Origin of the sequence: Moritella sp. 5, from assembly GCF_018219455.1 — a bacterium.
Classification (GTDB): domain Bacteria; phylum Pseudomonadota; class Gammaproteobacteria; order Enterobacterales; family Moritellaceae; genus Moritella.
Window position 1 is genome coordinate 82,286 of record NZ_CP056122.1, and the last position, 23,363, is coordinate 105,648.

Annotated in this window: 22 protein-coding genes, 6 tRNA genes and 1 pseudogene; 14 read left to right on the plus strand and 15 right to left on the minus strand. The window is 39.5% G+C overall.

The annotated features are described in order from the left end of the window. Window positions 1–381: 381 nt before the first annotated feature. From HWV01_RS00330 to HWV01_RS00365, 8 genes are all read right to left on the minus strand, one after another. Complete coding sequence (locus HWV01_RS00330) at window positions 382–1,131, minus strand: glutathione S-transferase N-terminal domain-containing protein (RefSeq protein ID WP_211673585.1); 750 nt, start codon at window positions 1,129–1,131, stop codon at window positions 382–384. Between the two features lie 99 nt (window positions 1,132–1,230). Next, a complete protein-coding gene (locus HWV01_RS00335; RefSeq protein WP_211673586.1) occupies window positions 1,231–1,710 on the minus strand; it encodes an arginine repressor in 480 nt (159 codons plus the stop codon). 153 nt (window positions 1,711–1,863) lie between these two features. Continuing rightward, window positions 1,864–2,328 (minus strand): aspartate carbamoyltransferase regulatory subunit, encoded by a 465-nt coding sequence (gene pyrI / locus HWV01_RS00340; protein WP_211673587.1) that lies wholly within the window; start codon window positions 2,326–2,328, stop codon window positions 1,864–1,866. A 15-nt stretch (window positions 2,329–2,343) separates the two neighbouring features. After that, entirely contained in the window at window positions 2,344–3,273 is a 930-nt protein-coding gene (gene pyrB, locus HWV01_RS00345) for an aspartate carbamoyltransferase (protein WP_211673588.1), read from the minus strand. A gap of 289 nt (window positions 3,274–3,562) precedes the next feature. Further along, window positions 3,563–4,567: an ornithine carbamoyltransferase gene (argF, locus tag HWV01_RS00350; protein WP_211673589.1), complete on the minus strand. Its 1,005-nt coding sequence runs from the start codon at window positions 4,565–4,567 to the stop codon at window positions 3,563–3,565. Between the two features lie 79 nt (window positions 4,568–4,646). Next, a complete protein-coding gene (gene arcC / locus HWV01_RS00355; RefSeq protein WP_211673590.1) occupies window positions 4,647–5,558 on the minus strand; it encodes a carbamate kinase in 912 nt (303 codons plus the stop codon). Window positions 5,559–5,585: 27 nt separating this feature from the next. Next, window positions 5,586–6,806, minus strand: a complete 1,221-nt coding sequence (gene arcA / locus HWV01_RS00360; RefSeq protein ID WP_211673591.1) for an arginine deiminase — start codon at window positions 6,804–6,806, stop codon at window positions 5,586–5,588. A gap of 773 nt (window positions 6,807–7,579) precedes the next feature. Further along, window positions 7,580–9,025, minus strand: coding sequence for a YfcC family protein (locus HWV01_RS00365; protein ID WP_211673592.1), 1,446 nt, complete (start codon window positions 9,023–9,025; stop codon window positions 7,580–7,582). A 617-nt stretch (window positions 9,026–9,642) separates the two neighbouring features. Here HWV01_RS00365 and tcdA point away from each other — a divergent pair. Beyond that, complete coding sequence (gene tcdA / locus HWV01_RS00370; RefSeq protein WP_211673593.1) at window positions 9,643–10,431, plus strand: tRNA cyclic N6-threonylcarbamoyladenosine(37) synthase TcdA; 789 nt, start codon at window positions 9,643–9,645, stop codon at window positions 10,429–10,431. Window positions 10,432–10,703: 272 nt separating this feature from the next. Then, complete coding sequence (locus HWV01_RS00375) at window positions 10,704–11,915, plus strand: acetyl-CoA C-acetyltransferase (RefSeq protein ID WP_211673594.1); 1,212 nt, start codon at window positions 10,704–10,706, stop codon at window positions 11,913–11,915. Between the two features lie 59 nt (window positions 11,916–11,974). Here the strand turns inward: HWV01_RS00375 and csdE are convergent, their stop codons facing one another. Together csdE and HWV01_RS00385 are read right to left on the minus strand one after the other, a co-directional pair. Continuing rightward, window positions 11,975–12,400 carry a cysteine desulfurase sulfur acceptor subunit CsdE gene (csdE, locus tag HWV01_RS00380; RefSeq protein WP_211673595.1) on the minus strand — a complete coding sequence of 142 codons (426 nt, stop codon included), beginning with the start codon at window positions 12,398–12,400 and terminating at the stop codon, window positions 11,975–11,977. A 68-nt stretch (window positions 12,401–12,468) separates the two neighbouring features. Further along, a complete protein-coding gene (locus HWV01_RS00385; protein ID WP_211673596.1) occupies window positions 12,469–13,689 on the minus strand; it encodes a cysteine desulfurase in 1,221 nt (406 codons plus the stop codon). A gap of 348 nt (window positions 13,690–14,037) precedes the next feature. Here HWV01_RS00385 and rpmB point away from each other — a divergent pair, with 348 nt between their 5' ends. The 3 genes from rpmB to rep all read left to right on the plus strand — a co-directional run bounded on the left by rpmB (window position 14,038) and on the right by rep (window position 16,581). Beyond that, window positions 14,038–14,274: a 50S ribosomal protein L28 gene (gene rpmB, locus HWV01_RS00390; RefSeq protein ID WP_006030956.1), complete on the plus strand. Its 237-nt coding sequence runs from the start codon at window positions 14,038–14,040 to the stop codon at window positions 14,272–14,274. 11 nt (window positions 14,275–14,285) lie between these two features. Then, on the plus strand, window positions 14,286–14,441 hold the full coding sequence (rpmG, locus tag HWV01_RS00395; RefSeq protein ID WP_045108636.1) for a 50S ribosomal protein L33: 156 nt from the start codon (window positions 14,286–14,288) through the stop codon (window positions 14,439–14,441). A gap of 124 nt (window positions 14,442–14,565) precedes the next feature. Then, entirely contained in the window at window positions 14,566–16,581 is a 2,016-nt protein-coding gene (rep, locus tag HWV01_RS00400; RefSeq protein WP_211673597.1) for a DNA helicase Rep, read from the plus strand. A gap of 30 nt (window positions 16,582–16,611) precedes the next feature. Here rep and HWV01_RS00405 read toward each other — a convergent pair whose 3' ends face one another. Both HWV01_RS00405 and HWV01_RS00410 read right to left on the minus strand, forming a co-directional pair. After that, the gene (locus HWV01_RS00405; protein WP_211673598.1) at window positions 16,612–17,946 is read right to left on the minus strand and encodes a GGDEF domain-containing phosphodiesterase; all 1,335 of its coding nucleotides are present in this window, start codon (window positions 17,944–17,946) and stop codon (window positions 16,612–16,614) included. 174 nt (window positions 17,947–18,120) lie between these two features. Next, window positions 18,121–18,540, minus strand: coding sequence for a cytochrome c5 family protein (locus HWV01_RS00410; RefSeq protein WP_211673599.1), 420 nt, complete (start codon window positions 18,538–18,540; stop codon window positions 18,121–18,123). Between the two features lie 261 nt (window positions 18,541–18,801). Here HWV01_RS00410 and HWV01_RS00415 point away from each other — a divergent pair. The 6 genes from HWV01_RS00415 to HWV01_RS00440 all read left to right on the plus strand — a co-directional run bounded on the left by HWV01_RS00415 (window position 18,802) and on the right by HWV01_RS00440 (window position 19,608). Further along, window positions 18,802–18,878: transfer RNA gene (locus HWV01_RS00415), tRNA-Arg, on the plus strand. Window positions 18,879–18,918: 40 nt separating this feature from the next. Next, window positions 18,919–18,994, plus strand: a tRNA-His gene (locus HWV01_RS00420). 211 nt (window positions 18,995–19,205) lie between these two features. After that, a tRNA-Pro gene (locus HWV01_RS00425) sits at window positions 19,206–19,282 on the plus strand. Between the two features lie 5 nt (window positions 19,283–19,287). Continuing rightward, window positions 19,288–19,363: transfer RNA gene (locus HWV01_RS00430), tRNA-His, on the plus strand. Window positions 19,364–19,442: 79 nt separating this feature from the next. Then, a tRNA-Leu gene (locus tag HWV01_RS00435) sits at window positions 19,443–19,527 on the plus strand. A 4-nt stretch (window positions 19,528–19,531) separates the two neighbouring features. Next, a tRNA-Pro gene (locus HWV01_RS00440) sits at window positions 19,532–19,608 on the plus strand. Between the two features lie 70 nt (window positions 19,609–19,678). Here the strand turns inward: HWV01_RS00440 and HWV01_RS00445 are convergent. Next, a pseudogene (locus HWV01_RS00445) lies at window positions 19,679–20,239 on the minus strand (HDOD domain-containing protein). 372 nt (window positions 20,240–20,611) lie between these two features. Here HWV01_RS00445 and HWV01_RS00455 point away from each other — a divergent pair. Further along, a complete protein-coding gene (locus HWV01_RS00455) occupies window positions 20,612–20,851 on the plus strand; it encodes a hypothetical protein (RefSeq protein WP_211673601.1) in 240 nt (79 codons plus the stop codon). 161 nt (window positions 20,852–21,012) lie between these two features. Beyond that, a complete protein-coding gene (locus HWV01_RS00460; protein ID WP_211673602.1) occupies window positions 21,013–21,732 on the plus strand; it encodes a hypothetical protein in 720 nt (239 codons plus the stop codon). A 58-nt stretch (window positions 21,733–21,790) separates the two neighbouring features. On the opposite strand, the gene HWV01_RS00465 is transcribed toward HWV01_RS00460, so the two are convergent. Further along, on the minus strand, window positions 21,791–22,300 hold the full coding sequence (locus HWV01_RS00465) for a CreA family protein (protein ID WP_211673603.1): 510 nt from the start codon (window positions 22,298–22,300) through the stop codon (window positions 21,791–21,793). Window positions 22,301–22,453: 153 nt separating this feature from the next. Next, complete coding sequence (locus HWV01_RS00470) at window positions 22,454–22,834, minus strand: TraR/DksA C4-type zinc finger protein (RefSeq protein ID WP_211673604.1); 381 nt, start codon at window positions 22,832–22,834, stop codon at window positions 22,454–22,456. 287 nt (window positions 22,835–23,121) lie between these two features. Between HWV01_RS00470 and HWV01_RS00475 the strand changes: the two genes are divergently transcribed. Further along, the gene (locus HWV01_RS00475; protein WP_211673605.1) at window positions 23,122–23,358 is read left to right on the plus strand and encodes a hypothetical protein; all 237 of its coding nucleotides are present in this window, start codon (window positions 23,122–23,124) and stop codon (window positions 23,356–23,358) included. Window positions 23,359–23,363 lie beyond the last annotated feature (5 nt).

Here is a 23,363-nt window from a genome sequence, read left to right on the forward strand (position 1 = left end):
GCTAAATATTATGCAGGTTAATTGCTTATCTATACATAAAGTAGTGGGTTGTTGTTTTTGATAATTTGCTAACTTGATCATATTTTTAGGCGCGAAGTTATTTGTCTGCGGGGGGCTGGAAAGCGATAAATTAGCCAGTTAATACTAAGATCGAGTGCTTATCTTTCACGGTATGAGGAAATGGATAAATGACTGGTTATTCACTTATTCACTTATTACTTATTCAGAAAGAGCACATAACTGAAGATGAACTTTAATATTGAAAATGAGATGTGACATGTTGGGCTTAAAGCGGGGGAATTATCTGTGTTTGATCTGCTGTTGTGGGTCGTTAGCATGTATATCAATTACGATACATGCTAACGCGTGGTTTAGAACTGCCTAAATGGCGTAAGTCTTCATGAGGTATTTCACAATTGCTTTTGACTCAAACATATCCACATCGGTATTGGGATCTTTTAAGAAAGGGACCTGTACTGTGCCGTGTTCGGCAAAAAATGCACTGCGCTTAGTTTCTGGTAACGGGCTGTATTCACCTAGGTTTAAGCGTCTTGTTGCAGGGCCGAGTTCGCCAAATTGTTGTTTACCTAAATTAACCAATAAATACGGCAGTTCTAATTCACATAACGTCTCACGAACAGGACGTGAATAAGGGCTACTTTCAAAACTGTATAATACCAATGGATCGATTGGTTCCAATGCTGGCTTTTTAGTATTACCTGCGTTGCAACGGATCAGCGATGCACTGGTTGAGCTGGCATAATTAAAAATATTCGCGCGTAACCGAATCGGTGCGCTGCTATTCGCATAATGCTTGTATAAATAACTGATGATCTCAGACGCAGAGTTTAAGATGATCTGGGTGTTCTTATCAATCAAGAATGGAATTTTATCTGTGCTGTACATTTCTTGTAGCTGTTGCTTGTGACGCTCTCCGCCTTTGGGGCAGGGAATAATAAGTACATCAAGATTTAATTCTGAAATAGCTTCACGTACTAAGCGACACAGTGGGTCGGCTTCGTTGTCATACATGATTAACGGATCTTGCTCATTAATCGTGGTTTTTGCCGCTTTGGTACCCGCCCATAAGCGGGTTTGTGAAGCCAGAGTAGAAGTCAGTAGATCAAACATAGCGTAAATCCGTTCAGCTAAATAATCAGTTTAGGTACTATTTTTAGAAAGATCTATTAGATTAATCACAGGAGTTAATAATCTAATAAATAAAGATAATTAGTTTGGTTGGTCAAGAAGTAGTTTAACAACGTTCTCACAGTTTTCGATTCTATGGATACTTTTAGGTGCTACCATGACCATATCGTTACCGGCTACCGAGCCTAATATTTCTGGGTGTGGATTCAGGTCAAGTACACGAGCAATGAGTTGAGCACAACCAGGAGGCGTTTTTATAACAACAACCAATTGGTTATGTGTGATAAATTCAATCTTGGTTGAGACTGATACATCAGTATGTTGAGATTTCCCTTCCGAGGGTAAGCGGTATATTTTTTTACCATAAGCATCAGTCACTTTTATTACATTTAATCGCGATAACATTCTTGATACTGTCGATTGATTAATATGTTGATAACCAAGCCTAATTAGCCGTTGGCGAATATCATCTTGAGTATGAAATCGTTCTATTTTAAGTAGATTTTTACATGCATCGGTTATGTCACAATGACAGGCGGTAGATTGTTCAGTATTATTCATTCATACCTCGATGGATTAACTTTATACCTACAATTAGATATTCTTTTTTGTGTTAAGTCTATTAAGTTCTTAGTGTTATGTGGGATATATAGTATTTGTTCAGTAAATAATCCCGTATAAGTCTTCTTTTACAGGATTATAATCGAGATTCTTTTAATTACATTCAGTCATGATTTTACGTGAAAATACTTTCTCACAATACTTACATTTTAATCGTACAGTCTCTTGAGTTTCCACAACAGCAAAGTGGCTATCTACGGGTTCATTATGGGTAATACAATTACTATTTGGACAAGCAAACACCGCAGCGATTTCATGAGGTAAAGCTAGCTTCAATTTTTTTGAAACTTCATAGTTTTCGATTTGGTTTACTGTCGCATGGGGGGCATATAATGCTAACTGGTTGGCTTGATCTTCATTGAGAAATACATTTTCTATTTTAATTAAATCTTTATGACCAAGTGCTGATGATGGTAAATTTAGACCGATGGTAACCCTTTGATTTGTATTTTTTAGGTTAAATAGTTTTAATATTTTGATACCTAAATTAGCAGGGATATGGTCAATGACAGAGCCATTTTTAATCGCTTCAACTTGTAACTGGTGTTCTTTAATCATCTGGTTATCTCCCAATTAAAACTGTTCGTTAAGGACAAGAGCAAGTAGCGCCTCGCGGGCATAAACACCATTTTCAGCTTGCTGAAAGTAGTAAGCATGTTTGGTTTTGTCTACGTCGACTGTGATCTCGTCAATACGCGGTAAAGGATGCAGCACTTTAAGGTTATCTCGTGCATTCTTTAACATATCGGCAGTAAGGATGAAGGCTGCTTTCATGTGCGCATATTCTGATTCGTCAAAGCGTTCTTTTTGCACTCGAGTCATATACAGCACATCAAGATCATCTACCACATCTTCAATGTCGCTATGCAAGCTGTACTGGATACCAGCATCGCGTAATTCTTGTAACAGATAATCAGGCATGGCTAAAATATCGGGTGAGATAAAGAACAGTTTGGTGTTATTAAATTTCGCCAGCGCTTGAGTAAGTGAATGCACGGTTCTGCCGTATTTTAGATCACCAACAAAGGCGATATTTAGGTTATCTAGGGTACCTTGTGTTTCATAGATACTGAATAAGTCGAGCAAGGTTTGGGTTGGATGCTGGTTAGACCCGTCACCACCATTAATCACTGGCGCGTTATTAGAAAACTCAGATGCTAAGCGCGCTGCACCTTCTTGTGGGTGGCGCATGATAAAAGCGTCTACATAGGATGCGATAACCTGTACTGAGTCAGCCAATGTTTCGCCTTTCTTCGCTAATGAGGTATTGCCAGCATTGTCAAAACCAACGATCGTGCCGCCCAATCGCTGCACGGCTGTTTCAAATGACAAACGCGTTCGTGTTGATGGTTCAAAGAAGCAGCTCGCAACTACTTTATTTTTTAGTAATGTTGGATTGGGGTCTATTTTTAGCTTTTTTGCAGTATCCACAATTAGTTCTAGATCATATCTATTTAGTTCTGGTATAGAAATGATATGTTTTCTAAACAAGGTATTGTTCATGGTATCTCCGTCCTTATATCGGTACTTACTATAAAAGTAAGTACCTATTGTTGTAAAAAACAAGTAAAAAAAAGTCCTCTATAAAGAAGACTTTTTTAATCATTACATAATAAAATTAATCGTGAGTGATGCTTATTGAGGGATAAATTTATACTAAATAATGATGTCATATTTTGCTTCCTAAAATATTCAGTACATCTGTATTACGAATTAGCAGATATAATTATGTAGTGTTAAAGCATGTATGCTATTGCATACATGCTTTTGATTTAAATGGTTAATAATTTAATTATTGACCTAGCGTTGCAACCATTACAGCTTTGATTGTATGCATACGGTTTTCAGCTTCATCAAAAACAATAGAATGTTTTGATTCAAAAACTTCTTCAGTAACTTCAAGTCCTTTCATATTGTATTTCTCAGCTACTTCGGCACCGACAGTTGTTTCATCATTGTGGAAGGCTGGTAAGCAATGCATAAATTTCACATGCGGGTTGCCGGTTTTTTTGATCATGTCCATGTTGATTTGATAAGGAGTCATCATTTTTACACGTTCATCCCAAGCGTCTTTTGATTCACCCATAGATACCCAAACATCGGTATAAAGGAAATCACAACCTTGCACACCTTCTTGAACATCTTCAGTTAAAGTGATTTTACCGCCTGTTTCTGCTGCTATTTCGCGGCATTGAGCGACAAGTTCTGCATTAGGCCAAAATGCTTCTGGTGCCACAAGACGAATATCCATACCCATTTTAGCGGCGCCCACTAATAATGAATTACCCATGTTATTTTGCGCATCACCCAGATAAGCGAAAGCAACTTCATGTAACTGCTTGCCTAGAGCGTGCTCTTGCATTGTTAAGAAGTCAGCTAGAATTTGGGTCGGATGGAATTCAGTTGTTAAGCCATTCCATACAGGTACGCCAGCGTGAGCACCAAGTTCTTCAACAATTTCTTGACCAAAACCACGGTATTCAATGCCATCGTACATGCGGCCTAAAACACGCGCTGTATCTTTCATTGATTCTTTGTGGCCGATTTGTGAACCTGAAGGACCGAGGTAAGTTACTTGAGCGCCTTGATCGTGTGCGGCAACTTCGAAAGCACAGCGTGTACGGGTTGAGCTTTTTTCGAAAATAAGTGCAATGTTTTTGCCAGTTAAACGCGGTTGTTCATAACCGTTATATTTCGCTTTTTTTAATTCTGCAGATAATTCAAGCATGTGCTGGATTTCGCGTGGCGTGAAATCAAGTAATTTTAAGAAGTTACGGTTACGTAGATTGAAAGACATAATGTTATCCTTTTATAATTAGGTTGACGGCTACTGCGTAGGCTATGTAGCCGCGAATTTCTTGATATATTGAAACGAATTAATCTGCCGTTATGTTGGTACCAGCGTCGCCTTTCAAGATGCGTAAGCCCGCATCTAAAGCACCGATTCCGACAAACTTGCCACCTTGTTTAATGAACTCACAAGAGGCCTCAATTTTTGGTCCCATAGAGCCCGCATCAAAGCTATGTTGTGCTAACTCAAAGGGCGTTGTTGCACGTAGTGCTGTTTGGGTTGGTTTGCCCCAATCAATAAATACAGCATCTGCATCCGTTAGGATCAACAATGCGTCTGCTTGTAGTTGTCTGGCGAGGTAAGCTGCTGACATATCTTTATCGATAACGGCTTCTACACCGACTAACTTGCCATTTTCATGTCTTACTGGAATGCCACCACCGCCAGTACAGATGATTAAATGCTGCTGTTGAATTAAGGCTGCAATTGCATCATTTTCAATAATGCCTGTCGGCTGTGGGCTTGGTACTACGCGGCGGAAATATTCTCCGTCTGGCTTGATAATCCAGTTATGTTTTTCAGCTAATTCACGCGCTTCTTTTTCGGCATAAACTGGACCAATCGGTTTTGTTGGATCTGCAAATGCTGGATCATTGGGATCAACGCTCATCTGTGTGAGTAAACAAGATACATTCTGTTCAGGCAGTATATTTTTAAGTTCCTGCATTAAAATGTAGCCAATCATACCTTGAGTTTCAGAGCCTAAAACATCAAGTGGATAAGGGTTTACAGCTTTATATTCCAGCCCTTGTAGTGCCAGTAAACCAACTTGAGGGCCGTTACCATGTACGAGTACAACATTATATTCTTTGGCTATTTCAGCAATGGCTTTGGCAGCCGTTGCTATGTTTTGACGTTGAATCTTAGCTTCTAATGGCTCGCCACGACGTAATAAAGCGTTCCCACCTAATGCCACAACAACAGTTTTTTTAGTCATAATGATTTATCTCAGTGAATTAAATTGTTAGATACCGTCACGTTCAATTGGGCAGCTCATGCAGCGAGCGCCACCGCGACCACGGCCGAGTTCATCACCTGGAATTGGTAGAACTGTGATACCTGCTTTGTCGTATTTTTCGTTAGTGTGAGAGTTACCTTCATAACCAATGACGACACCAGGTTTTACCGTTAATACGTTATTGGCATCATTCCATTGTTCACGTTCTGCTGTGAAACTGTCACCGCCAGTGGTGATTAGGTTTAGTTTGCCTACGCCTAGTGCTTTTTCGATAGCTGTAACGAAGTAACCTTCTTCTTTCACGTTAACAGCGCCAGACTCATCGCCAGTTAGGTTCCAGCACTGTACGTCTTTACTTACAACTTCAGGGTAAACAGAGAATGTATCTTCACTTAGGTGTGTCATTACTGTATCTAAGTGCATACAAGAACGGTGCTTAGGAAGCTGCATTGCAATAATTTGTTTTGCTTGACCGTGCTTGAATAGGCCTGATGCTAGTTGTTCAACACCTTGTGGAGTGGTACGTTCAGACATACCAATAAGTACTGAACCTTTACCAATAACCAGTACGTCGCCGCCTTCGATTGTAGAGTTGTCGTACATTTTTTCTTCATGCCCGTAGTACTTAACGAAATCTGCACCAGCGAAGATTGGGTGCCAGCGGTAGATTGCACGAACGTGGTTAGTTTCACGTTGACGAGCCGCTTTAGCCATTGGGTTGATAGAAACGCCGCCATATACCCAGCAAGACGTATCACGAGTAAATAGGTGATTCGGTAGTGGTTTAATGATGAAGTCTGTTGGAGCGTGCATGCCTTGCATCATAGAAGATGATTTCATTGGCATTTCAGCGTAAGACAAACCACCAGTTAAGATTTTAGCAAGATCAATGTTTGGTAAGTCACCTAGATAGCAACGTACGTCATTAGCAAATGTAGCCCCTAAGCGGTAATCAGATACTTGATTTGTTAACAACCAATCTTTAGCTTCTGGAATTGCTAATGTATCAGCAAGAAGATCAGTTAGAAGTAACACTTCTACGCCTTGATCGCGCAATGTTTTTGTAAACACATCATGTTCTTCACCTGCACGTTCTACTGCTAATACATCATCAAATAATAAGTCGTGGCAGTTAGATGGTGTTAAGTGGCTTAGTGAGCGTCTTGGACGGTGAACGAGAACGCGACGTAATTGACCGACTTCAGAACCTACATATAATTTACTCATAATCTTATCCTTCGCTAAAGCGTTTATGAAATACTATTAATTATGTGAAAGTTTATTGTTTCTATTTAATGCTGTAAGTTGATGTGTGCAGTATACGATATAGGTTCAGTCAATCTTCGATCTTAGTCACGTTTTCATGTTGTTAATTATATGTAACCAGTTGATTTAAAAGTGTTTTGTTATGCGTGTAGGATCCTGCTGTTATTATGCGATACAGTTTTTTTTGTCTACTTTTTGTATTAAGTTTTTGATTTTAAAGTATTTACTCATTCTTGTTTTTGGTTGATTTTAAAGGGCTATTTTAATCGTTAAAATTTATGCAGTTGTAGTGACTATATATCTAAATGGGTAGGTGGTTTTTCGTTGTTAATTTGCTAGTTAGATCATGTTTTTATTTGGGGTTATTATTGCTTTAGATCTTGCTGTTTTCATCGTTTTTATAATAACGCTATATTCTCTGCTGCTTTGCGCTATTAAGGTCGATCATTGCGTGTAGTTTGAAGTGCAAAGTGAGTCTTATTTTGTATGTTCAACATGAATTTTTGTGGGATTGCTTAAGCTTAATGCAGCCAATATTGGCTTTTGAATCTATAGTGGATTTGTGAAATTAAAATATAAGATATGAGGCTATTAACGGCAAGGGCAGGTGTCGTGATAACTGAATTACAAAATATTAAGGAGGGCTATAGATCACGGGAATATAGGTAAAAAAATACCCTTCCTTGAGATAGGAAAGGTATTTTAATCATCAATGATGCTAATTTAACTTTAAATTAAGATAGGATGACGCCTACGCTGAGCATAGCCATCACTAAAATAGTGAGTATAGCGATGAGCGGTGCTACCCATTTTAACCAACGAATATAAGGTACTTTGGCGATCGCAAGACCACCCATAACAACTGCAGAGGTCGGGGTAATTAAGTTTACAATACCTGCGGCTGATTGGAACGCTGTTACAACTAGATCTCGACTAACAGAAGCAAAATCAGCTAATGGAGACATAATAGGCATAGTTAAAACAGCTAATCCAGATGTCGATGGCACTAAGAATGAAAGTAATACTTCAATCCAATACATGACATTGATAAAGACAATACCAGATAAACCAGAGATCGCCATTTCAGCTGAATTGAGAATAGTATCAGTGATCATACCTCGGTCCATGATCACTACGATCCCACGAGCAATACCAACAATGAGTGCTACACCAAGTAGATCGCGAGCCCCATCAATGAAACTTGATGTGAGTTCTTCTTCACTCATTCTAGCGACGAGACCTGTGATAATGGCTGCGACTAAGAATAGACCTGAAATTTCAGCCATCCACCAACCCGCCACTGCAACACCATAAATCATGATTGCAAAAGAAGCGACGAAGATAGTTAGAATGAGTTTACGCGTTGTGGTAAATTCTAATTTCTCATCTGATTTATTTCCTAAAAAATGAACCATATGCTCCTGATGCTTATCGAACATAATCGATTTTGATGGATCTGCTTTGATCTTCTTAGCATAACGCATGACGTAGATTACGCAGATTAACCAACCGATAGCTAAGGTAGCGATACGTAAAAATATGCCATCAGTAAACGGAATACCGGCAGTATTAGATGCGATCACTGTTGCAAATGGATTAATGGTCGAACCGATTACACCAATACCTGCGCCTAGTAATACGGTTGCGGCGCCTACCACCGAATCAAACCGAGCTGCAAGCATGACGGGGACGATCAGTGAGTAAAATGGTAATGACTCCTCCGCCATACCGTAAATCGTTCCGCCAGCAGCAAACAGCGCCATTAGAATCGGAATCATCAATTCTTCACGACCATTTAAGCGTGTAGTTACCCGCTCAATACCGGCATCTATTGCGCCTGTTTTTGTTACAAGCCCAAGAAAACCACCAATAATAAGAATGAAAAGAGAGACATCAATTGCCGCAGCAGCATAGGTGTTGTGATCGTAAAAACCATCGATAGGTGCAAGAACGACGTCTACAAATCCTTGTGGATTATTATCAACAGTATGGTATGTACCTGTTATTGGTACTTCTTTACCTATGTCATCATTCATGACTCGATCGTATTGGCCTGCAGGCACAATCCAAGTCATTAGGGCTACAAAAGCAATAAGTATAAATAGAATCGTATAAGCAGATGGGAATGTTAAATTAGCAAAAAAGCCTTTTTTTTCTTTATCTAAAGCTGATGTTGTCATCTTTTATCCTCGCTATTTGTTATACCAATATCGGGTACAACATTAAATTTTTAGCAATTAGAATTGGGATTTTTATGTCATAGAAAGTGGAATAAGTATGTGGGAGATAGACGGTATCTATAAATAAAATATGATATGTTCATTATTATTAATCCAAATTTAAGGCGATAATTTAGCTAAAATAATAATGCAGTTTGGGTTTGTATAATTACTCAGGGATCACATTTTAAAGGTTGCGGGTATTGCATAAGTCATTGGTTTTAAGTGTTTTGTTTTTCTTGTGAATATTTTCATTCAATTATTGAAAAATTATGTCATGGGTGAAAAATGCAGCGGGTGGAGGCGAAGTTTTATTTAATAATGAGTTAAGCCTGTAACGAAAAGGCTTGATAATCCCCCCCTTTATTAGCTGTGGTTTTATTATGCGCTTTTTTTAGCTAAACATTCACAGTCAGTGTTTTAATTGACATTTACTTGCTCATTTTATGCAATTAAATATGCACCCGCTAATAATGACTAATCTCAATGTAAGTTGATTTACATCAAACGTTTTATCCCTTTTGTAGTTAACTGTTGTTATCGGTATAATGCGTTTTTTGCTTGATTTGGGGTAGGGTATGTCGGCCGAATATGACAATCGTTTTGGTGGTATTGCACGTTTATATGGACTAAAAGCACTGCAGTTTTTTAATCAAGCACATGTGTGTGTGATTGGTATTGGTGGTGTGGGTTCTTGGGCGGCAGAAGCGTTAGCGCGTTCGGGTATCGGTAAGATCACGCTGATTGATATGGACGACATTTGCGTAACCAATACTAACCGTCAAATTCATGCATTAAAAGACACTATCGGTCAGCAAAAGATTGATGTGATGGCGGCGCGTATTCATGCCATTAATCCGGAATGTGTAGTTAATCTTATCGATGACTTTGTCAGTACCGATAATATTGGCGAACACCTCTGTACAGATTATGATTATGTGATTGACGCGATTGATAGCGTACGTTCAAAGTCGGCGCTCTTAGCGTATTGCAAACGAAACAAAATCAAATGTATAACTATTGGTGCGGCAGGTGGGCAAATCGATCCAACGCAAATTCAAGTGACTGACTTAGCTAAAACGTATCAAGATCCATTAGCTGCAAAAGTACGTTCTGACTTGCGTCGTTTACATAACTTCACTAAAAATACCAAACGTAAATTTGGTATTGAATGTGTGTTTTCTACGGAGCAACTCATTTACCCCAGTTCTGATGGGGAAGTATGCATGACTAAGAATTTTGCAGATGGCGCAACTGGCATGGATTGTTCAAGTGGTTTTGGCGCTTCCACCGCAGTGACGGCAAGCTTTGGTTTGGTTGCAGCTTCACGTGTCTTGAAAAAATTAGCTGAAAAAGCCAACGCTTAATCGGCTTAGTTAACCTTGTTTCGTGTACAAGGTTACGTTGTTAATAGACCACTTTAACAAGTTGATACAGCCGTATTAACTGGTTTTATCAAAATATAAAGTCTATTTTCATCTTCATTAATCTCTGATCTAATCTCATTAGAATATGGCATATTGTTTTTTGCTGGTATTGATTTGACCGACGCTAAATTCGGTTATGTTAATAACTTGTGATACCATTCAAACATATGTTTGAAAAATAAAACTGATCACATCAAGTAAGGACACAAGGTATGAGTAAAGTATTTATCGTTGCAGCAAAACGTACAGCGCTTGGTAGTTTTGGCGGTAGCTTAGCGGGTGTGGATGCCGCAACATTAGGCGCGACTGTAATTAAAGGTGCATTAGTAGCAGCTAACGTTAATCCTGAGCACGTTGATGAAGTAATTGTTGGTAATGTGATTAGTGCTGGACAAGGCATGGGCCCAGGTCGTCAAGCTGCAATGCAAGCGGGTATTCCTGCTACTGTGCCTGCTTATACGTTAAACATGATCTGTGGTAGTGGCATGAAAACGATTATGGACGGCGCGGCACATATTAAAGCTGGTGATGCGGACATCGTGGTTGCTGCTGGGATGGAAAGTATGTCTAACATTCCTTATTTGATGCCATCGAGAATACGTTTTGGCTCTAAAATGGGCAACATGACCATGGTTGATTCCATGATTAATGATGGTTTGACTGATGTATTTAACAATTACCATATGGGCATGACGGCAGAAAATATTGTTGACCAGTTTGGTTTAACCCGTGAACAACAAGATACGTTTGCAGTCGGCAGTCAACATAAAGCAATCGCTGCAATTACAGCAGAACGTTTCGCTGACGAGATTGTGCCAGTTGAAGTAAAAGTGCGCCGTCAAACGCAAAGCTTTGCGACGGATGAGTATCCAAAAGACAATACCAGTGTTGAAGGCTTAGCTAAACTACGTCCTGCATTTAAAGCGGATGGCTCGGTGACGGCGGCGAATGCATCTGGTATTAATGATGGTGCTGCAGCTATTATCTTAGCTTCTGAAGCGGCGGTAGAAAAATACGGTTTAGAGCCAATGGCAGAGTTAATCGCTTATGGTCAAGGTGGTATTGATCCACAAGTTATGGGGTTAGGCCCAGTTCCTGCGATTGAGCAAGCGCTAAAACGTGCTGATATGTCATTAGAGCAGATAGAATTATTAGAGTTAAACGAAGCCTTTGCGGCACAAGCATTAGGGGTCATGACTAATCTGACTCAAGAGCATAATGTTGATATGGACTGGTTTGCTGATAAAACCAATGTGAATGGTGGCGCTATTGCTTTAGGTCATCCTCTGGGTGCTTCCGGTGGTCGTATTACTGTGACGCTATTACATGAAATGCAAAAACGTGGTGTTGATTACGGTTTGGCATCACTGTGTATTGGTGGGGGCATGGGAACTGCGTTGATTGTTAAAAACCTGCAGAAATAGTAGGACATCAGTTGATATATAAGTGGTGTTAATCAATACACCACTTATATTCTTGTTTATTAGGCAGCTTGGATCGCTGCGATCACCGCTTTTAAACCATTGCCACGAGAAGGGCTAAGTTGTTGCATAAAACCAAGCTGTGCAAAATAGTCATCAATATTAAATGCTGCGATTTCAACGCGCGTTTTACCATTAACGGCTGCTAATAATGCCGCCATTAAACCTTTAACAATACGCGCATCTGAATCCAGACCAAACCATAGTCGTTCATCATTGTCACAACTAAACGCTAACCAAGCCTGACTTTCACAGCCTTTAATTTGATTTTCTGCTACTTTATAGTCATCTGTTAACGCTGGAATCTTGTTACCTAGCAAAATTAATTGACGGTATTTATTTTGCCAACCATTTTGTGCGGTTAATAAAGTCATTACATCGCTACTGGTAATTTCGTTACCAAATGGGCTCGACGAGAAATCGGTCATGATCATTCCTGTATTACCAACCAGACATAAAGTCTCGTGGGATAAAGTTAATTTTTTATTTATTGATATTAGAGTAAATCTTGCAGTTCATTCAATGCTGTAATGAAGAAGTCTATTTCTGCTTTTGTGTTATAAATGGCGAGTGACACACGAATGGTACCGGATAAGTTAAGGCTCTGCATCAAAGGTTGTGCACAGTGATGACCGGTACGTACTGCTATGCCTTGTAAATCTAACAGCATACCCACATCACCATTATGGGCGTCTCCCATAGTGAAGCTGATGCCACCTGCACGATGTTGAGGTGAACCAATAATCTTAATGCGTGGCATTTTTTCGAGTTGTGCCGTGGTGTAGGCTAGTAGTTCAGCTTCGTGATCTGCCAGCGCTTGCCGATCGTAACTCTTTAGAAAAGTCATGGCGCGCGCAAGGCTGATTGTCCCGGCAATATTCGGTGTACCCGCTTCAAACTTAAACGGTAATTCGTTATAAGTTGTATGTTCAAAGCTGACGGCTTTAATCATTTCACCACCGCCTTGCCAAGGCGGCAGCTGATTAAGCAACGTTTCTTTACCCCAGAGCACGCCGATACCGGTGGGACCATACATTTTATGCCCAGAGAATACATAAAAATCACAACCGAGTGCTTGTACGTCTACGTCCCAATGTGAAATAGCTTGGGCACCATCGATTAATACCTTTGCGTTAGTTTGTTTGGCTAAAGCAATGATCTCTTCAATGGGATTCACTGTGCCAATCGCATTAGATACATGGCTAACGGCAACAAGTTTGGTTTTATCGCTTAATAACAACTTGTAAGCCTGCATATCGATATCTGTTGATGGCAATAGAGGAATGACTTTAAGAATCGCCCCTGTACGCTGTGCTAGCATCTGCCAAGGCACAATATTAGCGTGGTGCTCTAGGGTTGAAATGATAATCTCATCCCCAGCTTGAAATTTTGTTGTTAAGCAGTTCGCGATTAAGTTGATCGCTTCTGTAGTGCCACGGGTCCAAATGATTTCTTTACTGCTATTTGCATTAATAAATTGCGCGCAGATATCACGGGCATTTTCATACGCGGATGTTGCTTGCGCGCTGAGTGCATGTGAAGCGCGATGTACATTTGCGTTAATGTCTCGATAATAGGTATTAATCGCCTCGAGAACACACAAGGGCTTTTGACTTGTCGCTGCATTATCTAAATAAATTAATGGGTGATCATTCACTTGTTGGGATAATACGGGAAACTGTTGTCTAAGGTCGGTTAATTCTATATCGTTAAGCATTGGTGTAAACTCACTATCAAGGTGTGGGGATTATAACCTGAAAAAAAGGGTTTCGCATTTGTACATTTAGGCGAATTGAAATACTTTTTGCAATTATTATGATTTAATTTTTATTGCTTTTTTTTGGCCTTTTTTTTGTGTTTTAAACTGTTTTATTTCACTTTGGATTAAAAAGTAACCGTTAATGCTTGTTTTTAGCACTACTTTTGTGTGTTTAAAGGTGGTGATATTTTGCACTATTATTGATTTATGTCTGGGTTTACTGTATAAACCGAGCATTAAAAGTATACCTAGTAGCTTCAAATGCGACTATGTAGACACTTATATTTGAAGTTATTGGAGCACACTATGTCAAAAGTATGCCAAGTTACTGGTAAAAAACCAGCTGTTGGTAACAACGTTTCTCACGCAAAAAACCGCACTCGTCGCCGTTTCTTGCCAAACCTACATACACACCGTTTTTGGGTTGAGAGCGAAAACCGCTTTGTAAAATTACGTCTTACTTGTAAAGGTATGCGTATTATTGATAAAAAGGGTATCGATTCAGTTCTTGCTGAAATGCGTGCCCGTGGTGAGAAGGTTTAAGGAGCTATATTATGCGCGATAAAATTCGTCTGAATTCATCTGCTGGTACAGGTCACTTCTATACCACTGATAAAAACAAAAAAAACATGCCTGAAAAAATGGAAATCAAAAAATTTGATCCTGTTATTCGTAAGCACGTTATGTACAAAGAAGGCAAAATCAAGTAATTCTTGATTGCGTATTCAATGTATAAAAAATGCCAGTTATTTATAACTGGCATTTTTTTATGTTAATTTTGCTACAATCTAATATCTACTTCTTTTCTTAATGTTTTAGTCTGGTGTTGTCGCTATGAAAATGAATCCCCGTCAGGATGAAGCTGTTAAATATATTTCTGGCCCTTGCCTAGTACTCGCTGGTGCAGGCAGTGGTAAAACACGTGTTATTACCACCAAAATTGCTCACCTAGTGCAAAATTGCAGTTATCAGGCCAAGAATATTGCTGCGGTAACTTTTACCAACAAAGCGGCGCGTGAGATGAAAGAGCGTATTGCTCAAACATTAGGTAAAAAAGAAGCAAAAGGCTTAATGGTATCGACGTTCCATACCTTAGGTTTAAATATTATTCGTAAAGAATATAAAAATTTAGGCATTAAACAAGCATTCACACTGTTTGATGATCAAGACCAGCTCGCCTTATTAAAAGAGCTCACTCAAGAGACGCTCGAAGAAGATAAAGAGCTTATCGACCTATTACGTAGCGCTATTTCGAATTGGAAAAATGAGTTGGTATTACCGCCACAAGCAACTGCCCGTGCGCAAATGCCCCAAGATAAATTATTTGCCCAGTGCTATGACGATTATATGCGCCATATGAAAGCGTATAACGCCTTAGATTTTGATGATCTAATCATGATGCCAACTTTGTTGTTACGACTAAACGACGAAGTACGCGAACGCTGGCAAAATAAGATCCGCTATTTATTAGTGGATGAGTATCAAGATACCAATACCAGTCAATATGAGTTGGTGAAACTAATTGTAGGCCAGCGTGCTAAATTCACCGTTGTAGGTGACGATGATCAGTCTATCTATTCGTGGCGTGGTGCGCGTCCTGAAAATCTCACGTTATTGCAAAAAGATTTTCCTGGTTTGAAAGTGGTAAAGCTAGAGCAAAACTATCGCTCGACGCAACGAATTCTTAAAGCTGCAAATATTTTAATTGATAACAATCCGCATGAGTTTAATAAGCGCTTATTCAGTGAACTTGGGTATGGCGATCCGATTAAAGTGTTTACCACCAAAAATGAAGAACATGAAGCGGAAAAAGTAGTATCAGAACTATTAGCACATAAATTTATGGCACGCAGTGAATATAAAAATTATGCGATATTATACCGTGGTAACCATCAATCACGGTTATTTGAAAAAGCCTTAATGACCAACCGTATACCGTATAAAATCAGCGGCGGTACATCATTTTTCTCACGTGCTGAAATCAAAGACATGATGGCTTATCTGCGTTTGTTAGTGAATCCAGATGATGATAATGCATTTTTACGTGTGGTGAATGTACCACGTCGTGAGATTGGTCCGACAACATTAGAAAAGTTAGGTAATTACGCCAACATGCGTAATATCAGTTTGTTTGCTGCCAGCTTTGAAATGGGCTTAGAACAAACCCTCACTGGACGTGGTTTACTTGCCGTTCGTGGCTTTACCCGTTGGCTAGTTGAGTTAGCGGATCAAGAACAGCGTAGTGATAGTATCGATGCTGTGCGTGATATGGTACGTGATATACATTATGAAGACTGGTTGTATGAGACCAGTCCTAGTGCTAAAGCCGCTGAAATGCGCATGAAGAACGTATCAGAGTTATATCGTTGGGTTACAGAAATGCTCAAAGGGGATGATCTCGATGAAGAGATGACGTTGGCACAAGTGGTTACCCGCTTAACGTTACGTGACATGCTCGAACGCAATGAAGAAGAAGATGACTCCGATCAAGTACAGCTAATGACTTACCATGCTTCGAAAGGGCTGGAGTATCCTTATGTATTCATGGTCGGTATGGAAGAGGGAATTTTACCGCATCAAAGTTCCATTGATGACGATCCAAACGTCGAAGAAGAACGTCGTTTAGCCTATGTGGGGATCACTCGAGCACAAAAAGTATTGTTCATGATGTTATGCAAAGAGCGCCGTCAATTTGGTGAAGTCGTGAAACCCGAGCCAAGTCGCTTCTTGCTTGAATTGCCGCAAGATGATCTGGAATGGGACCTACGTAAAAAACCAGACTCGCCCGTTGAAAAGCAAGAGAAAGGCAAACGTGGAGTTGCAAACTTAAGAGCCCTTTTTAACAAGTAGCTGAGGACAGTCTAAATAAAAGATCGCTTATTAGAGTTCTAATAAGCGATCAACCTGCGTATAGTCCATTGGCTGAGCAATATAACTGCCTTGACCAAATTCACAGCCAAGCTCGATTAATTTAGCATGCTGCTGAGGATTGCTAATTCCTTCAACAATGACTTTAAAGCCCATATCGTGGCTAATATCTCTAATTACGCGAATCAACGACAGATCTTTTTTAGACATAAGCATACGATTGGTAAAACTGCTGTCTATCTTTACAAAGTCGATCGGATATTTGAAAAATTCATTCAAAGAACTAAAGCCTGTACAAAAGTTATCTAATCCTACTTGCACCCCTATTTGGCGTAATTTTTCTAACGCGCGTATGGCAAATTCATTGTGAGCCATAAACTCATGTTCTCTGAATTCAAATACTAGACGATGTGGTGGGATCTGTTGTTGTTGAATAATAAAAATTAAATGTTCAATAGCGCCTTCAAGAATGAGATGTTTGACGGATAAGTTCATTGCTAACATGATTTGTTGATTATTAGGATGCGAATCATGCCACTTTTTTAATTGTAAGCAGGCTTGATACATAATGTGTAAATCAAGAGTGATAATAATATCGGTACGTTCGGCGAAAGATATAAAACTGTTGTCTTGATGCTCTTCTTGCCAATGGGCTATGACTTCGAAACCGACTAATTGATTACTGTTAAGCTGAATAATAGGTTGGTAATACGGCAGAATATCATTGTTAATAATAGCGCGAGTGAGTTTTTCTTGTTGCAATATAGCCATGGTATTTTCAGCTGGTACGGGTAACGCTGTCGATAGATGGTATTGACCGAGACCTTGCTGCTGCGCCATTTTCAGGGCGATATCTGCGTCTTTCAATACTTGACTCACAGAGTGGGGGGCCTGCTGTAAACTAATTCCAATACTGCAGCTGCAGAGAATTTTATAGTTACTTACCTGAAAGCTAAAACGGAACTGTGATTGGATCTTTTTAGCGAGACTGATAGCGCTATCCGCATCTACTATATCCGTCTTTAATAAGGCAAACTCATCGCCTTGTAAGTTAACCAAGCAGTCGTTACTAGAGGTTAATAATTGTAAATGGTGACGAATAATTGTAATGAGTTTATTGCTGAGTTCACTACCAAAATTTTGTTCTACATCAGCTATGTTATCAATTTTAATCAGTAATAATACAAAACTTTGTTGGGTTTGTTGTAGTTGTTGTGAGGCTGATTTTAGCTGTGTTAAAAATAAGGCTCGCTGTGTCCGTAATGAACTCGATAGCGCGAGACCGATAAGTTTGGCGCTGCTTGGCTGGTGCTGGTTTGATAGACGATCCTTGTTCACTGTCGACATCCTAATGGTCTTTAATAACGAAAAAACTAAGTCTTATAGTGATAAAGTCTAGCAGTGGATAACTGAGGGTCAAAAAAAAGCCACTAAAAAATGAGTGGCTTTATCGAAGAACGACTGGGTTATAATCGGATAATTAAGGTCATCCCGTTGTTATAACATTATTTATCTTTTGTGTTACAGGCCTTGGATCATGTAATCAACGGCAGCTTGTAATTCGTCATCAGAACACGTTGCGCAAGTACCACGTGGAGGCATTACGCCATTTAAGCCTTCGACTGCATGGCGATAAAGCGTGTCTTTACCTTTTGCAATTCGAGGTCCCCATTGATCCGCATTACCTTTAATCGGAGCACCAGCAAGGCCACTGCCGTGACACATGCTACAAGTAGTTGTATAAATTTGTTCACCTGAGCGTGGCTCTGCAGGTGTAGTGCTTTTCGCAACTACTGGAGCCAGTTCACCTGGTAAGTATACTTGACCTACAGGGGCAATTCTTTCTGCAACTGATTCCGCAGAGTTGTGACTTGCGTTTACGGTAAATGCAAATAGCAATGATGCTGATAAAGTGATTAGAATATTTCGTAATTTATACATGCTCTTTTTAGCTCCCTAATAATGGTATTGTCAGTCTATGGTTGACTTTTGTTATAATAAATCCCTACTACTGCGAATCATTATATCCTTACCAAGCCTTAGGTTAAATAGTTGTAACAGTGTTTGTTGCATTTTCCTCAGTTCGATAGTGCTTTTAGTTGGTTATAAAAGATACAGGCGTTGTAATTATGCAACATATTCATGTTGAATTAACTGATTTGCCTAGACGAGGTTCGCCGTTGGACGTAGTATATTGCTCATGCGTCCGTAGCTCAGTTGGATAGAGCGCGCCCCTCCGGAGGGTGAGGTCGGAGGTTCGACTCCTCTCGGACGCACCATTATAGTTATTATAGTGGTTGTGCAATTAAATGGTTAATGGCGGTTGTAGCTCAGTTGGTAGAGCCCCGGATTGTGATTCCGGTTGTCGTGGGTTCAAATCCCATCAGTCGCCCCATTGCATTTAGTTGAACATGCACAGGTAAATACAGTTCAGTAAGTTAATTAATTTGTTCTGATTGTTTTTTGCACTGGCACTGTTTGTTTTTATTCCGATTTAATTGAAAATGATAAAAAAATCGTTTTTTGGTTAAAAAGACTTGCAGACTTACACACAATATCTATAATGCGCACACTTGTTAAGAATGATGCATTCTAATGAGCATGTTCGGTGATTAGCGCAGCTTGGTAGCGCACCTGGTTTGGGACCAGGGGGTCAGAGGTTCGAATCCTCTATCACCGACCACTATGGCGGTTGTAGCTCAGTTGGTAGAGCCCCGGATTGTGATTCCGGTTGTCGAGGGTTCAAATCCCTTCAGTCGCCCCATATTCGATAACATAGATATTCTTTTAGAATTGAGTTATCACCCTTGTTAGAGTTACCTGCTAGCAAGTAGAAAAATTGTGCGGAAGTGGCGGAATTGGTAGACGCGCTAGATTTAGGTTCTAGTATCGCAAGGTGTGAGAGTTCAAGTCTCTCCTTCCGCACCATGTTCGGTGATTAGCGCAGCTTGGTAGCGCACCTGGTTTGGGACCAGGGGGTCAGAGGTTCGAATCCTCTATCACCGACCACTATTCGAAAAGCCTGCTCAATGAGCAGGCTTTTTTCGTTTCTGAAACTCTACGCTACGTCCTGCATTAATCATTCTGTCAATTCGTTACCTTGCTGCTGTACCGCTTTGAGTTGCATAAGTAACACTTCTGGGTCGATATTTAAATGTTGCGCAAGCGCTTGTGGAAAGCGGTGTATGATCATCTGTGCTGGCACGCCTGCATTGGTTGCAAAATTGACAAAGACGGCAAGGCGAATAAGCACTGCTTCATTTGAAATTTTCTCACATGAGAGAGGATCGAGTTGTTGGTGTATTACATTTGCAAAGGCGTCAGTAAAATGCCATTGTCTTGCGAACTCAAGGCCTACATCAGTAAAATCAAAACTGAGAATAGCGCGTTGGGCTTCAATACGGCTTTGTCCCTGTGCTTGACTGAGAGCGATTAGACTCGCTTCTTCTGGTAATGCACTTTGGATCAGTAACTCCCCAATGTTATGCATTAAACTTCACGTAAAAATGATTTCTTGATCCAAGTGGATTTTGCTAGCTATAGCTTTGGCTATTTGCGCGACTTGAAAAGAATTACGCCAAAATTCACAGATATCAAAATTATTTTCATGCTTAAAACTATTCGTTAGGCTGCTGGCTATCTTATCGAGCCGATATTTGTTTGATTAAAGCTTGTCATCATTTCTTGTAATAATTGCGGTATAACGGGTGGCTGTTTCAGTTTCGAGAATAAATATTCGACGTTCACACTGTGACTCCCTGTCATTGTGATTTTGGATATATAGCGATGATTAGAATGAAGTTAATGCTAAAGAATTAATATAATATATTTTATTAGCGCAGAGTTCACATTTATTCTCAGTGCTGATAAGACACTTGGTCATTTATCCGTTTTACCTCTCAAACTCATTATTTGGTTATTTCCCTGAGTAAGTGAATGTGGTTTTATATGACTGGAATATATTTCTAAGGGATAGAAACCAGGGATAGTTAGGGAGCTATGAGGGGGAGTTATGGATGGGAAACTAGATATAGAAAAAAGGGAAACTGGGGCGAATACGGTTATTTCATCGTTGTTGAAAACAGCCGGTGGTATGACGGGAATTTCGGAAGTATTACAGCAGAGTCGATTTGAATCGCTGCTAGTGAATGTACAACTTAGTGATGAGAGTTTGAATGAAGTCGATTTGCTCTCTCGTATATTAGGTGTTGAACCATTAATTTCAGAGCAAGAACATGGTAAAAAAGTTTAAAATAAGTAGGTGAAGCCCATTCTTTAGTGATGGGCTTTTTTTTGTTTTTATTACCTTGGCAAAATAGCATTTTCATTTAATTATTGATTACCACCTTGAGGTGACACTGATATACTCTCGCACCTAACTTAATTGAATCTAGTATTACTAAGGGTTTTCGCGTGACTGAAATCAGTTTCTACCAACAAATTTATCCAATCATTGTAATGATGCCAATAGCGGCAGCTTGTTTCCTAGCATTAGTATTAGTAAAAGGTGAAGTGTGTCCTGGCCAGCGTAAGCGTATTACTGAAAATATGATCTCAATTTGGGCTGTATTAGCGCTTGGGTTAATGATCGGCATTGAAGACTATGCGACAGCGCCGACTTTGATTATTGGTGGCATTGCGGTATTTATCGGTATTATACAAAATTTAATTCAGTCTCGCTTAGAAGGTAAACGTGCAATTCCAAGTACTTGGTTACGATTACCAATTGCGCTTGCTGTCATCACTGGGTTATTAGTTCTGTGGCAACAGCAGCAGCCGTTATTACTGTTAGAAGCCGTGCTACTAGGGGCTGTATTTGCGCATGTGATCTTGTTGCGTGCAAAGCATAGATTACAAGCATTTAATGTTATTTTACCCGTTGTTGGTATCGCGAGTAGTGTACTACTGATGCTTGGGTTATTGATTGTCGCAGCGCTTAATGCCGATTCAAGTCAGATGACGGTGATCCAAGAGTTCGTCATTTACCGAGCTGTTATTTTATTATTGGCGTTAGCTATTTGGACTATTCCTCTCTATACAAAACAAGAGTACACAGCTAATTTAGTGTCGCTGACAACGGTATTGTTGCTATTTTCTGAAGTGATAGGGATGGGTGTTATAACTGCATTTTAGCCCTAGTAGATTATCCTATTGACGAGTAAAGCCACTGACAACAGTGGCTTTATTGTTTTTAATTTACTTGTGATTTAAGAGCTGTTGGCTGCTGCCATGCTTTGGTTGCCCACAGTGGTACGGTGGATAATGAATGCTTGTAGCTACCATTAATCTCTTTTGTCGAGTACGACACATACAATAGACTTTGGCTATCAGCATCATAAATACGACGGATTTTGAGTGATTTAAATAAGATACTCTTTGATTGCTTAAAGATCACTTCACCGCTTTTTGAGATATCAACTGTTGCTAGCATAGCAGCTGTAATTTCACCTGTTTGGCGACATGCAATCCCCATATCTGACGGATCAGAAAAATCCAAATTAGCTTCAATATGGCTAACATGGCAAGTGACGCCTGGTATCTTTGGATCTACGAATGTGTTGATTTTAATATCTTTAGTGGTGAATAAACCCAGACTAATTTTACCTGATTCATCATCACTACAACCGCTTAATGCAACACTGGTGACAAGTAGTGACAATAAACTGATTCTTTTAAAATTGACTGGCAATAGCTTTAACATCGCTGTATTCCTATGGCGGTTTGGGTGAAAAGAGATTACAGATTAATACGGAACGATAAATGAGGAAAGCAATAACATCGGTTTATTATTGCTTTCCATCTGTGATCATTTTATTGATAACGACCAGAGTTGGCTATTAGATTGGGCTTAGGACTAGCGGCGGTATAAGCTGTGGTCAGTAAATTCTTTCGTTGACTGACACTCTAAGCATAGGCGTGATTCAGGACGTGCTTGTAAGCGTTTAATCGATATTTCGTCACCACAGGTATCACAATAGCCATAATCGCCACTGTCGATACGACGCAGTGCTTTGATGATCTTTTTGATGTGTAGTTTATCGTGATGAATACGGTTTAATTCAAGACGATGCGCTTCTTCCATCGCCGCACGATCTATCTCATCAGCCATTTCATTGCTATCAGAGATTACGACGTCAGTGGATTGGCTTTCAATACGAGATAAAATCTCTTGTTGCTCTGTTTCTAGTTTTTCTTTGAAATAGGCAACTTGGCCTTCATTCATAAAATCGCTCATATATATTACCTATTTCGTATTCGGATTATAATTAATTAGCATAATAGACATTTTAATTGCCCGTGATATAGAGTGATTAACCCTATTTTGACAAAAAATAACTGAAAATTACAAGTTGGGGTAATTTTTCTCGTTTCAAGGGGGATAATGAATTAATCCGTATTATTTTGATGAAATGTGCACTGATTATGATTAACCTTAATGGATTAGTTTTAATCTTGAGCAGGTTAGGCTAACATCATCATCTCTTTTCAGTATTATTTACGCTGATATTTAGGACTATGTTAATGAAAGCGATAACTGTACACCGTCCGACGTTAAAGATCATGTGGAAACTTTTGGTTTTCGCATTATTTCCGCTGACTCTTTGGTTATACAGTGTGATTGGTGATGTACCATTTACCACCATTGACAGCGGTGTTAATTATCATAAGTGGATCATTTTCTTTATTTACCTTGGCTGCCTTGCAGTATGGTTTTATTTTGATCGCGCCTTGTCACACAGCTCTTTTTTTCGTAGTTAATGTAT

Coding starts and splice junctions, on each gene's coding strand:
- tcdA (WP_211673593.1), top strand. CDS start 9,643: ATGTCGGCCGAATATGACAATCGTTTTGGTGGTATTGCACGTTTATAT.
- rep (WP_211673597.1), top strand. CDS start 14,566: ATGAAAATGAATCCCCGTCAGGATGAAGCTGTTAAATATATTTCTGGC.
- csdE (WP_211673595.1), bottom strand. CDS start 12,400: ATGACCGATTTCTCGTCGAGCCCATTTGGTAACGAAATTACCAGTAGC.
- pyrI (WP_211673587.1), bottom strand. CDS start 2,328: ATGATTAAAGAACACCAGTTACAAGTTGAAGCGATTAAAAATGGCTCT.
- HWV01_RS00375 (WP_211673594.1), top strand. CDS start 10,704: ATGAGTAAAGTATTTATCGTTGCAGCAAAACGTACAGCGCTTGGTAGT.
- arcA (WP_211673591.1), bottom strand. CDS start 6,806: ATGAGTAAATTATATGTAGGTTCTGAAGTCGGTCAATTACGTCGCGTT.
- argF (WP_211673589.1), bottom strand. CDS start 4,567: ATGTCTTTCAATCTACGTAACCGTAACTTCTTAAAATTACTTGATTTC.
- rpmB (WP_006030956.1), top strand. CDS start 14,038: ATGTCAAAAGTATGCCAAGTTACTGGTAAAAAACCAGCTGTTGGTAAC.
- HWV01_RS00365 (WP_211673592.1), bottom strand. CDS start 9,025: ATGACAACATCAGCTTTAGATAAAGAAAAAAAAGGCTTTTTTGCTAAT.
- HWV01_RS00405 (WP_211673598.1), bottom strand. CDS start 17,946: ATGTCGACAGTGAACAAGGATCGTCTATCAAACCAGCACCAGCCAAGC.
- arcC (WP_211673590.1), bottom strand. CDS start 5,558: ATGACTAAAAAAACTGTTGTTGTGGCATTAGGTGGGAACGCTTTATTA.
- HWV01_RS00455 (WP_211673601.1), top strand. CDS start 20,612: ATGGATGGGAAACTAGATATAGAAAAAAGGGAAACTGGGGCGAATACG.
- HWV01_RS00410 (WP_211673599.1), bottom strand. CDS start 18,540: ATGTATAAATTACGAAATATTCTAATCACTTTATCAGCATCATTGCTA.
- pyrB (WP_211673588.1), bottom strand. CDS start 3,273: ATGAACAATACCTTGTTTAGAAAACATATCATTTCTATACCAGAACTA.
- HWV01_RS00385 (WP_211673596.1), bottom strand. CDS start 13,689: ATGCTTAACGATATAGAATTAACCGACCTTAGACAACAGTTTCCCGTA.
- HWV01_RS00335 (WP_211673586.1), bottom strand. CDS start 1,710: ATGAATAATACTGAACAATCTACCGCCTGTCATTGTGACATAACCGAT.
- HWV01_RS00330 (WP_211673585.1), bottom strand. CDS start 1,131: ATGTTTGATCTACTGACTTCTACTCTGGCTTCACAAACCCGCTTATGG.
- HWV01_RS00475 (WP_211673605.1), top strand. CDS start 23,122: ATGAAAGCGATAACTGTACACCGTCCGACGTTAAAGATCATGTGGAAA.
- rpmG (WP_045108636.1), top strand. CDS start 14,286: ATGCGCGATAAAATTCGTCTGAATTCATCTGCTGGTACAGGTCACTTC.
- HWV01_RS00465 (WP_211673603.1), bottom strand. CDS start 22,300: ATGTTAAAGCTATTGCCAGTCAATTTTAAAAGAATCAGTTTATTGTCA.
- HWV01_RS00470 (WP_211673604.1), bottom strand. CDS start 22,834: ATGAGCGATTTTATGAATGAAGGCCAAGTTGCCTATTTCAAAGAAAAA.